The following is a 274-nucleotide window of genomic DNA, read 5'->3' on the forward strand; positions in this document are numbered from 1 at the left end:
GGCTTCAGCTTTAATCCCGAGCGGGTTACGCCCCAGCTGCGGCGCAGAAGGTAGCCAGCCCATACGTTCGGCGCGAACGTTGAAATCAATCAGATGACCGCTGTACTTACTGGCATCGGCGAGCGGTGAAAGTAACTCCTGAGCAGAGACTTTTTCATAGCGCCATTGGCTGGAATGATTGTAGAAAAACGAGGTGCTGTTCATTTGGCGCGGTGGTCGGTTCCAGTCGAGCGCAAAGGCCAGTGGCAACCAGCCGGTTTGTGGGCGCAGTTTT

1 protein-coding gene is annotated in these 274 nt (G+C 55.5%); it reads right to left on the minus strand.

Annotated elements, in window-relative coordinates; translation table 11 throughout:
• Positions 1-274: hypothetical protein (locus SB765_RS29565; protein ID WP_410932482.1), on the minus strand; the 274-nt coding region annotated here is incomplete at both ends.

It is taken from the genome of Pseudomonas sp. SIMBA_067 (genome assembly GCF_046534675.1).
Lineage (GTDB): Bacteria > Pseudomonadota > Gammaproteobacteria > Pseudomonadales > Pseudomonadaceae > Aquipseudomonas > Aquipseudomonas putida.